Below are 10,744 nucleotides of genomic sequence, written 5' to 3'. Positions count from 1 at the left end.
CGTCCTGAGCCAGGATCAAACTCTCCATAATAGTGGACAATTGCTTGTCCGTATATCTGAAAGCTTAATTGCTCATTTGCGTTGCTAGCGAGATTTTGCAATCTCTTTTTTGAACGATTTCTCGTTCGTGCTTACTCACTCGTTGTTCAGTTTTCAAAGATCAATTTCTTTCGTTCACTGCCGTGTTACCGAAGCAGCGAGAAGTAATATACCATATCAGCTCATTCGAATGCAAGAACTTTTTTTCAATTTCTTTCGTTCTTTCGTTCGACCGCCGAAGCGACAACGAGTAATATAACAAATCCTCCAAGGGATTGCAAGCTTTTTATACATGGAAAAAAACGGATAAAAAAAGGCACTGGCACATGATGCACCAGAGCCTCTACTTATTTTAACCTTGGCTTCCAATAAAGACGTATCGAGCAATGATTAGAAGGGCTAGAATCCACATTAACCAGTGGACGCTATATTTCTTCTCACTTTTGCCACCTAAATTAGCTGCTGTAGCTAGAACTACGTACGTAACGATTCCGAAGGAAATCCCGTTCGCAATGTTGTATGTGAAAGGCATTAACACAATCGTAAGGAACGCTGGGATCGCGATAACGAAGTCTTGGAAGTCGATCTCTTTAATGGATTGAACCATAAGAACACCAACAACGATTAACGCCGCCGCAGTTGCAGAACCAGGAATCAACATAGCAATTGGTGCCAAGAACAGAGCAAGCAAGAAGCATACGCCTGTTGTCACGGCTGTTAAACCTGTACGTCCACCCTCTGCTACTCCTGCTGCGCTCTCTACGAATGCAGTTACTGTACTTGTACCAACCAAGGCGCCGCCGCTTACACCAATCGCATCAACGAACATCGCTTTACCTACGCGTTTATTGCCTTCTTCTTTATTCTTCATAATACCTGCACGGGATGCAGTTCCGACCATGGTACCGAAAGTATCAAATAACTCAACGAACGTAAATGTAGCAATGACAGAAACGATCCCCGTTGTCATAATGCCTGCGAAATCAAAATCAGCAAAACGCAGCTTGGACATATCTGGTACCCAAGTTGTTTTGTCGCTAGTTAGTGTACCTAGATCAACCATACCCATGAAATAGCCAACAACCGTCGTGCCTAGAATACCGAACAGAATCGCTCCACGAACACGTAATACCATTAGAATAGAAATCAGCAAGATTCCGATAATGGTTAAAATAACACCTTTATCTTCTAATGAACCTAAGTGAAAGATCGTTTCAAAAGAAAGAACCTCTGTATATTGATGTGCTTTAAGATCATTGCCCGCTTCAACTGCAACGCTTAGAATACCGCTGTTTTTGAAACCGATCATGGCAATAAACAAACCAATCCCCACTGTGATCGCATGCTTCAAGCTATCTGGGATAGCGACTAGAAGCATTTGACGAATTTTCGTAACCGTTAGGATGATAAAGATAATCCCTGAAATAAACACGGCCGTGAGCGCCATCGAAAACGTGAATTTACCTTGTGAGGTCAAAATGATCGTCGCAAAGTACGCATTCAAGCCCATTCCCGGTGCTAGTGCTACTGGGAAGTTTACGAAAAGTCCCATTGCGATCGTCATAACGCCCGCTGCAATAGCTGTTGCTAAGAAAATGGAAGTCCAGTCTCCGCCAGTTGCACCTGACTTAAAAGCACTTAATACATCTGGATTTACCGCAAGGATGTAAGCCATTGTCATGAACGTCGTAATCCCCGCCATGATTTCTGTTCTTACAGTCGTGCCATTTTGTTTCAACTTAAAAAAACGATCCAAATCCATTTTCCTACTCCTCCTAAACGAATGGTGGGGAACCAAGGATAAACGCCCCTGTTGTCCTTCTAGGACGCGCGCGTTTACCAAGGTTCTGCGAAGCAAAAGTAACCATATATGCTATCTGGGAACAGCAAAAAACCCGGAATCATGTTGCCTGATTCCGGGTACGAAAAAGGAGCCGTCCATATGAGGGCTGCCTTCAGAATGTGAAGTCGCAAGTAAAAACTCATACGGATACCGTTCCTTTTTTTCGTAGCCAGATCATTTGCGGTGATCTCGTAGAAACTCCCAGGCCAATTCCCGAGATTATACGAAAAACTGTTATCCAATTTCATATTTTAGTTGGGAATTGATCAAGTGTCAATAAAATAAGACGAACATTATCTGGGTAAAATCCCAAAGATCGTTCGTCTTTTTTCTAATTTAAATTCATATTCCCATTCAATGGTAGTTAGCGGCTTGAGCGTACCATCGATTGTAGTCAATGCTGCTAGGTAAGAAGAACAAAAACAAGAGCAATCAGAGCAGGCAGCCCTTGGACGAGTAGAATCGATTTTTTCGCTGTGGCGCCTCCGAATATGGCTGCGACGAGCACACATGCGAGGAAAAAAACCTCAATCGAACGCCCTATAGAAGCGTCCGGATGGACAAGACCCCATACGAGACCTGCTGCCAAAAAACCATTGTACAGCCCTTGATTCGCGGCCAAGCTCTTGGTGATCTGTGCATTATCCTTCGTCATACCGAACGACTTCATCGCGCGCGGTGTCGTCCATAGGAACATTTCCAGTACCAGGATATATAAGTGCTCTAGCGCAACAAGACCGACCAAAATAGATGAAATCATAACCATAACTAATCCTCCATTGAGAGCTCCAACATATTGGGTTTCTTTATAATGTAACATATTAATCCAATAATTTCGCTCAAAAACTCAAAATAAAGGACTCTCTTCCAGCTGTAGATCGCAGCTTAAAGAGAGTCCTTCTTTCACGCTATTGGCGCAGATTGATCTGCACGTACTATTCCCACTCAATCGTAGCTGGCGGCTTGGACGTGATGTCATACACGATACGATTCACGTTCTCAACCTCATTTACGATACGCACGGAAATCTTCTCAAGCACATCCCAAGGGATACGTGCCCAGTCGGCAGTCATACCGTCAATGGACGTAACTGCACGGATACCTACGGCATATGAATAGGTTCTTCCATCACCCATAACACCTACACTTTTCATACCTGGAAGTGCTGTGAAGTACTGCCAGATCTCACGATCTAGGCCAGCTTTGGCGATTTCATCACGCAGGATGGCGTCGGATTCACGAACAATTTTCAGTTTATCCTCGGTAACTTCACCTAGAACACGAATAGCTAATCCAGGACCTGGGAATGGCTGTCTCCACACGATCGCGGAAGGAAGACCACACTCTTCGCCTACTTTACGCACTTCGTCTTTGAATAGTGTTTTCAATGGTTCGATAAGCTTGAACTTCATATCTTTCGGTAGGCCGCCAACGTTATGATGGGATTTGATCGTTTGCGCGGTAGCCGTACCACTTTCAACGATATCTGTGTACAACGTGCCCTGTGCCAAGAAAGTGAAGTCATCAAACTTGCTTGATTCTTCTTCGAACACGCGAATGAATTCAGTGCCGATGATTTTACGTTTTTGCTCTGGATCCGCTACGCCAGCCAATTTGCCGAGGAAACGATCTTTCGCATCGATTTTGACAACTTTCATATCAAATTTGCCGACAAACGTCTCCATCACGCTTTCGCCTTCACCTTGACGGAGTAGACCATGATCAATGAACATACAAGTCAATTGTGCGCCAATCGCTTTGTGAAGCAGAATCGCTACAACGGATGAATCTACGCCGCCGCTAAGTGCGCAAAGCACCTTTTTATCGCCAACTTCTGCACGAAGCTCTTTAATCATATCTTCCACGAAAGAGGACATCGTCCAATCGCCGACACAACCACATACTTCATAAATGAAGTTGCGAATCATTTCGTTTCCTTGAACTGAATGACGAACTTCAGGATGGAACTGTACAGCATGAATTTTGCGATCACGGTTGCTCATTGCAGCAATTGGAAGGGATTCCGTGCTTGCCTCAACGACAAAGCCATCAGGTAAAACGGAAACATGGTCACCGTGACTCATCCATACTGTTTGGTTCGCTTCAAGACCTTTGACAAGCGGGCTTTCATTCGAGAATAGCAGATCCGCTTTCCCGTATTCACGTGTATGTGCGCGTTCCACTTTCCCGCTCAATTGGTGTGCAATCAGCTGCATCCCATAGCAAATGCCTAAAATTGGAATACCCAAATCGAAAATGCCAGCATCTACCGAAGGAGCTCCTTCGCCATATACGCTTGCAGGTCCGCCGGAGAACACGATCCCTTTTGGGTTAATCTCACGAATTTTATCAACCGTTGTATTGTGCGGCAGCAATTCGCTATATACGCCCAAATCACGGATTCGTCTAGCAATCAGTTGATTATATTGGCCTCCAAAATCTAAAACGACGATCAATTCACTTGGTTTACTCATTATCCGACCTCCTAGGTTCATAGCGATTGAAGCTTTGGGCGAACCCTTGTCCACTTACCGCTATTTCTAGGTACTAATTTTAAACATTAGGCACCTAGGATGTAAAGGGGATTTAATGTGTCTTTTGAATGGCTTTCCAAATCGCTGTAATTTCCTGCTTCGAATAGGCGAAGGCGCGAGCTGGGTCATAGCGGACACTTTCATAGATTTGGGCAAAAGAGAGCAGTGCTTGCTGCTGCCCTGGATGCATCATTTGAAGGTTCATGACATATTCGCGTACCGTTTGGTTAGCGGGCTTAGCACCGTATTTGCGGAAAAGCTGTCTCCACAAACGATCCATATATGGCGTAAGAGAATGAGTAAGAGGAGATCCCTCGCTATAGCTTGGGAGCTTTACCGACCCCTGCAGCAAATACCCATGGCGACGAAGAATAAGCATCAGACCCACCATCAAACAAATGCTGCCGATTAGAACGAAAACAGCACTCTTATAAGCCTTTACTAATTGGATGAGATTATTCTTCATCGTGTGCAACCATTCACTTGACTTCGTAATGACAGACACCGGCGTGTTGGTGAGAGATGCTGTCATCCCTAATTGCTCCATAGCTGCTGTCGTCAAAATATCTCTCGGTTGATCTGGGGAAATGCCTGAAAAGCCAGGCGTTGGCTCGAACGGTACCCACCCCATCGACGGGAAATACACTTCAACCCACGAATGCGCATCTTGATTGCGGACGACGACTTCTTGCAGCCCATTTTCATCGCTGGAGCCTGCTGATCCTGGAGCAAATCCCTTTACCCACCGAGCGGGTACACCGACAGAACGAAGCATGACAACCATTGCCGTGGAAAAATGATCACAATACCCTGTATGGTCTACAAACAGGAAATGACTGACGAAATCCTCGCTGCGGCTGGGATTAGTTGGCTTTTCGAGACTATAGGTAAAGGTTTTACTCAAATACTGTTCAACGGCCACAGCTTTGGCATAGGGAGTCAATCGGTTTTCGGTGACTTGTTCAGCCGTATTCCGCACAGTCCGCGGCAGCGTCGCTGGTAATTGCAAATATTCGTTCGCAATCTCTTCCGGGTATGGACCGATATCAGTGTTCAAAAGATCTGGATTTTCTTTGACCGGTTGAACGGTTATTTTGTAATAGGATAACGAGTCAGCGATCTCTGGCAAAGTGATTTTGCCACTCGTTTCGGAAGTCAGAAGACTACTCGATACTATCGGCTTCCCCTTCTCATTCAGTAACATGTCCACGCTCCGCAGTTGACCACCTACGAACAATTGTTTATTGGATGACTTCCCATTGGGCAGAATTTCCTGCTCCACGACAGGTAGCGCTGACGTTGGATTCGCAGCCACAAAGGGTTCCAGCTTTTGAATAGGCTGTGTCCAGCCTTTGCCATCGTAGTAGCTTTTGGATTCGCCGCGCCAGTAGGTTAATTTCGATGTTTTGGCCGTAAACACAGGCGAGGTGTCCACTTGGAGTGGACCTCCCAGAGAAGTGTCATTTTGACCGTAACCAGAAGTAGCCACGGCAGGACTCACACCAGTTTCTTCGTCATAAAGCTCAAATATGCGATCATACCATTGCGCCCAACTTAGCGGTTTCATGAGTGGTGCAGATTCAGTTTGTTTGGCCGACAACCAACCTACACCTGACAAGATACCAACGAAGATCATACTGACAATCAGCCACTGCAAATAACTTCCTGCTCGTGTAGATGCCACACGATACGTCTGTTCGATTCTTGAGAGATTAAGTAAAGCCATCAAGAGCATTCCATAGCCTAATGTGCGTATAATTCCTTGAACGGTATCTGCCCCTAATACAAGCTGTATACCTACGAGATAAATCAAAGTCGCTATCACAAACCAAAGACTATGCTGTCTCTGCAGCATAAGTGCTTGAACGACTGAAAGTAGCAGCGCCCAACCCATTAGAAATAGAAGTGTACGCATTTCGCCGCTGATGAGGTCAAAATGAGCTTGTACGATGTATACAAAATCTTGCGCGAACGTTCTTAGCAATGAGATGATCCATCCCCCTGCAAGTAATGTCTCGCGGTTAAACATATAACCAATAAATACCACGATAATGCTGCACTTCGCAGGCCACCCCCATCCATAAGGGACCCTAAAGCAATCAAGTGCAAGGCAGAGAGCAAACACAACAAGGACAGGTCCAATTTGGATCGACTCATCGGCCATCCAAGCTAAAGGGCGCAACCATTCCGAGAGGAGTAGAAAGAGGAGCAGGCTGATGAGACTGTCTCGGAAGAGATTATTGTGAGTTGGCGGTATCGTGTCCGCGCGGAAGATGAGCTGGGATGGGTTGCGGGAAGATCTAGGTGATGTGTCTGGGAGCGATGTATTGGATGGCGGATTGCTGGTGTGAGAAATGCTAGAGTGCGTAGTACCTGAGTGCGAAGCGCCTAAGTGCGAAGTACCTGAGCGCAAAGTGCCTGAGTGTGAAGTGACTGAGCTCGAAGTACCTGATCGTTTATAAAAAGAGTGCGAACGAGAGCGCGCGTGTAGTCCGCGGCGCGGTTCAAGCGGTTGCATCCGCAACACCCCCTTGCGATGGCCACTGGCTCTGCGGATGCGGCACTTCCGTGAAGCTGCAGCCTGCGGCTTGCAGCTGGGAAGCCGCCTCTCGCTCTGCGACCGAGAGGGAAGGCCGCGCGTGCACGTAGATCACGTGCACAGCTCGGCGCCTGGTGCCGCTATCTGCGATCGCGCGCACCAGCGCCACATCCAGCGTCGATGTGATGCACAGTATCGACGCATGCAGCGGCAAGTCTGCCGCCTCTTTCCTGACGAGGTCAGGAAAGGAAATGCCGGGCTTGCCGCCAACGCTCGCGAGTACTTCGTACGCGAGCGTCAGATCAGGGCGAATCGTCGGTGCGATTCGCCTTGTAGTTCCAGAGCTGCAGGCGAAGCCGCAGCTCTCTCGCCCGCTGGCAGCGGCTTCGAAGAAGCCCGCCGCGAGGGCGACGCCCTTCTCCAGCAGCGGCTGCGCCGCCTCCGCTGGGCCCGCCGCAGGCGCTACATCGAGCAGCAGCATCCACTTCGTGGAGGCGGCCTGCTCGGGGTCTTTGGTCATTAGACGGCTCAGGCGAGCCGTCGATTTCCAGTGAATGCGGTGATACGGGTCTCCGCTGACATAATCACGAACGGAGCTGATGAGCGGCGTTTCGGCTTTGGCACCGCGAGTCGTGGAGATCTCTCCCTCCTCGGATTGAAACGTCATCCCGCTTCGACCGAAAGCATCCGGACGTGGATATACGACGTAGCGCTGCAGATCTTCTCTGTATACTTTGCGAAGTGCGAAACCAAAGAGATCCCCCGTCACTGCTTCAAGGTGAGCAAATCGGTAGCTGCCTCGCATGAGGTTGGTCATTTTGTAAGGAAGCAAGAGTGTCTTCTGGAACCAGGGAAGCAGCAGCTTGGTATAGATCAACTTTCTCCCGCTTCCTTCATGTATCCAGGTCTCTTTGATCAGCAACCACGGCATTGGCACTGGCGAACGATGCTTAATTTCCAGCACGATCATGACATCATCGCCTGAAAGAAACACGTCCCCAGACATGTGCCGATTCAACATCATGCCTTTCAAGGCAAACACATAAAACAAACCCGCTTGAATCCAGATCAAGGATAAGCAGATACTTAAATACCACGCAGCAAATCCACCTTGACGATAAGCCAAAAAGATCGTCAACACACAACCTACGAGCAACAACGTCGTCTTTCCCCAGCTTTTCATATGGCAGCTCCCCTACTTCGCATTAACGTAACGAAGAACTGGTGTTTGCATGCCATCTAGTAAGCTTTGGAGAATCGTTTCCGCCGAGCGGCCCATCATCCGAGCATCCGACGTCAGAATAAGCCGATGCGTCCAAACGGGCAGAACTAAATCTTTGATATCATCCGGAACAACAAAGCTTCTTCCTTTCACATACGCCGCTGTTTGCGCAGCGCGCATCAAGGCATAGGACGCTCTTGGACTTGCTCCAATGTAAAAATCCGCGTGTTCTCGGGTCGCCAAAGCTAAGCGAACGATGAAATCTTTCAACGTGTTATCCACATGGATCATGGCAGCTTCTTTCTGTAATTGCACAAACTCATCCTGTACGATGACAGGCTTCAAGCTTTCTAATGGGTGGCGATCCTGCAGCCTATCCAGCATCAGAATCTCTTGATCATGCGTTGGATATCCGAGCGAAAGCTTCATCATAAACCGATCCATCTGTGCTTCCGGCAGGGCATAGGTTCCTTCATAATCCATTGGATTTTGCGTAGCGATGACAACGAATGGCTTCGGCAGCTCATAGCTCGTGCCGTCAATGGTCACTCGTTTCTCTTCCATCGCTTCGAGGAAAGCAGACTGCGTCTTCGGAGAGGTCCGATTACATTCGTCAGCAAGTACCACAGAGGTCATCAATGGCCCTGGGCGGAACTCAAACTCATTGTTTTTTGCATTAAAAACGGATACGCCGGTCACATCGGAAGGAAGCAGATCTGGTGTACATTGAATTCTCTTAAACTCGCAACCGATCGTTCTCGCTAACGTGCGTGCCAGCATGGTTTTGCCTACACCAGGAACGTCCTCTAGCAGCAGATGGCCGCCGCTCAACATAGTGATAAATGCTTTCTCTATCGTCTCTCTTTTGCCAACTATCACTTTCTCTACGTTCATGATCATCCGTTCCACAAGAGGCTGCGGTTGATCGAATATTCGGGTTTTCGATGCCATAGACAAGAAGCCTCCTTTATAAGGGTATGCTTCTAGTTTTTCCAGCTCTCTACTCTTTTAGACATTAGCCTCCCATAGCAAATAGAGAGTTTTTGAGAATACTATTATTTTCTTTGAAAAAGTAGAAGGGTCGCAGCGCCATGGAAACCTCGCGATTATTCGTATCCATCACGGCATTCGTAATTCGGCCGCCTAGTGAGTCTATCGTTTTGCGTAAAGGTACGATAATTTGGCTATCCTGCATTTTCATATCTGCTATGTAATAAGTGGCTGTTTGCTTACCTAAGGTAAATAAGCTAATGCTTCTATCTGCTAAATCATAGTCCATATCATAGATGCCATAATGGGCAACGGCTGTTTTCGTGTTTGCATGCCACTCCACTTTCCCGCCCATCTTCTCGATGAGATAGCGTAGAGGCAGCTCTATTTGATTCGAATGCAGCTTATATATCGAGGGTTCAATTGTAAACGTATTACCTCCAAGTACATGAACTTGCAGAGGTAAGGCAGCTTGTTTGGAGAGAACGCGAGCAGCCTCCTCTTCTTCTTCCTTTTTCGCTTTAGCTTTCTCTTCCGCTTCTGCCTCCAATTTCTTAGCGAGGAGCTCTTCCTCTTCCTTCTTCGCGATGACAGATGGGCTCGGGTGAGCGGCTGCATATTGTTGTGTCTGTTCCAGCAGCGTTTGAAAATGCTTCAAACTCATATTCCGCGACCATTTTGGCTTCATGACAGCGAATTGTTTGGGTTTAACCTGATCTGTCAAGGTAGCGAACGTGTATCCTAACTTTTTGTAATAGCTAATCACTTGGGGTAATACTTGGACGGAAGATTCATGCCCCGTTCCATCGTGAAACAAAATATTAATCTCATGTTCAAGTGGGGAAGCCTTCACCGTCTGCCAGATCTCATTCACAGGTACGTTCGCTCTCTTGGAGTCACCGCTGTCGACATTCCAGTCCTCCATGATATAGCCTGCTTGATCCATCAGGTAATAATAATAGGCATCGAAATTCGTTGATGTCCCGCCAGGGGCACGGACGAGCTGCGGTCGAATCCCTGCAATATCTGAAATCACGTCCTCACTGCGCTGAATTTGATCCCAAAAGGTTTGAAAATCACTATAAAGCTCTTTATAAACATGATCATAGGTATGATTGCCAATGGCATGACCGTCTTTCACGATTCTTTTGAGTTCATCCGGATGTGCTTTTGCTTGCTCCCCAAGTACGAAAAACGTCGCTTTAACGTCTTCTTTATCTAAAATATCCAGCACCTGATTCGTCAGTTTGCTAGGACCATCATCAAACGTTAAGTACACAGTAGGCTGCTCCGGTGTTACGTAAGTCCTTTCACTTTTCAGTCGCTTTCCTGCTTGAAGCTGCTGATACACCTCTTGCGTAGCTTGGTCAGCATCACTTTCTGCTGCTTTAGCGGGCATCAGACCTATGAAAAGTGAAACTAGTAAAAAGACTACCACCATTAGTTGAATTCGTTGCTGTCCATTCCTTGGAGCTTGAACCTGTAAGCGCATCCGATGATCCCTCCGCATGTTCTATCATTTTGACATCTGATAGATTATATGGGCGCGGGCGTGAGAGTATGACAGCAAAAAAAAA

General features: G+C 47.0%; 7 protein-coding genes and 1 riboswitch. All 7 genes read right to left on the bottom strand.

Annotated elements, in window-relative coordinates; genetic code table 11:
- Window positions 1–391: 391 nt before the first annotated feature.
- Window positions 392–1,795: an NCS2 family permease gene (locus AC58P7_RS26065; protein ID WP_497348181.1), complete on the bottom strand. Its 1,404-nt coding sequence runs from the start codon at window positions 1,793–1,795 to the stop codon at window positions 392–394.
- A gap of 233 nt (window positions 1,796–2,028) precedes the next feature.
- A riboswitch (purine riboswitch) is annotated at window positions 2,029–2,129 on the bottom strand.
- Window positions 2,130–2,285: 156 nt separating this feature from the next.
- Window positions 2,286–2,648, bottom strand: coding sequence for a DUF1304 domain-containing protein (locus tag AC58P7_RS26060; protein WP_497348175.1), 363 nt, complete (start codon window positions 2,646–2,648; stop codon window positions 2,286–2,288).
- Window positions 2,649–2,817: 169 nt separating this feature from the next.
- Window positions 2,818–4,356, bottom strand: a complete 1,539-nt coding sequence (gene guaA / locus AC58P7_RS26055) for a glutamine-hydrolyzing GMP synthase (RefSeq protein WP_497348173.1) — start codon at window positions 4,354–4,356, stop codon at window positions 2,818–2,820.
- Window positions 4,357–4,468: 112 nt separating this feature from the next.
- On the bottom strand, window positions 4,469–6,934 hold the full coding sequence (locus tag AC58P7_RS26050; RefSeq protein ID WP_497348171.1) for a transglutaminase TgpA family protein: 2,466 nt from the start codon (window positions 6,932–6,934) through the stop codon (window positions 4,469–4,471).
- Window positions 6,921–8,138 (bottom strand): DUF58 domain-containing protein, encoded by a 1,218-nt coding sequence (locus tag AC58P7_RS26045; protein WP_497348169.1) that lies wholly within the window; start codon window positions 8,136–8,138, stop codon window positions 6,921–6,923. Before AC58P7_RS26045 ends, AC58P7_RS26050 begins: the two co-directional genes overlap by 14 nt.
- A 12-nt stretch (window positions 8,139–8,150) precedes the next feature.
- Window positions 8,151–9,128 (bottom strand): AAA family ATPase, encoded by a 978-nt coding sequence (locus AC58P7_RS26040; RefSeq protein ID WP_497348167.1) that lies wholly within the window; start codon window positions 9,126–9,128, stop codon window positions 8,151–8,153.
- A 64-nt stretch (window positions 9,129–9,192) separates the two neighbouring features.
- Window positions 9,193–10,659, bottom strand: a complete 1,467-nt coding sequence (locus AC58P7_RS26035; protein WP_497348165.1) for a polysaccharide deacetylase family protein — start codon at window positions 10,657–10,659, stop codon at window positions 9,193–9,195.
- Window positions 10,660–10,744: the final 85 nt, after the last annotated feature.

This window comes from Paenibacillus sp. J22FR5 (assembly GCF_059691975.1).
The sequence above is the reverse complement of the archived record's forward strand: the minus strand, read 5'-3'. Positions and strand labels throughout refer to the sequence as shown.

Coding starts and splice junctions, on each gene's coding strand:
- AC58P7_RS26060 (WP_497348175.1), bottom strand. CDS start 2,648: ATGGTTATGATTTCATCTATTTTGGTCGGTCTTGTTGCGCTAGAGCAC.
- guaA (WP_497348173.1), bottom strand. CDS start 4,356: ATGAGTAAACCAAGTGAATTGATCGTCGTTTTAGATTTTGGAGGCCAA.
- AC58P7_RS26050 (WP_497348171.1), bottom strand. CDS start 6,934: ATGCAACCGCTTGAACCGCGCCGCGGACTACACGCGCGCTCTCGTTCG.
- AC58P7_RS26045 (WP_497348169.1), bottom strand. CDS start 8,138: ATGAAAAGCTGGGGAAAGACGACGTTGTTGCTCGTAGGTTGTGTGTTG.
- AC58P7_RS26040 (WP_497348167.1), bottom strand. CDS start 9,128: ATGGCATCGAAAACCCGAATATTCGATCAACCGCAGCCTCTTGTGGAA.
- AC58P7_RS26035 (WP_497348165.1), bottom strand. CDS start 10,659: ATGCGCTTACAGGTTCAAGCTCCAAGGAATGGACAGCAACGAATTCAA.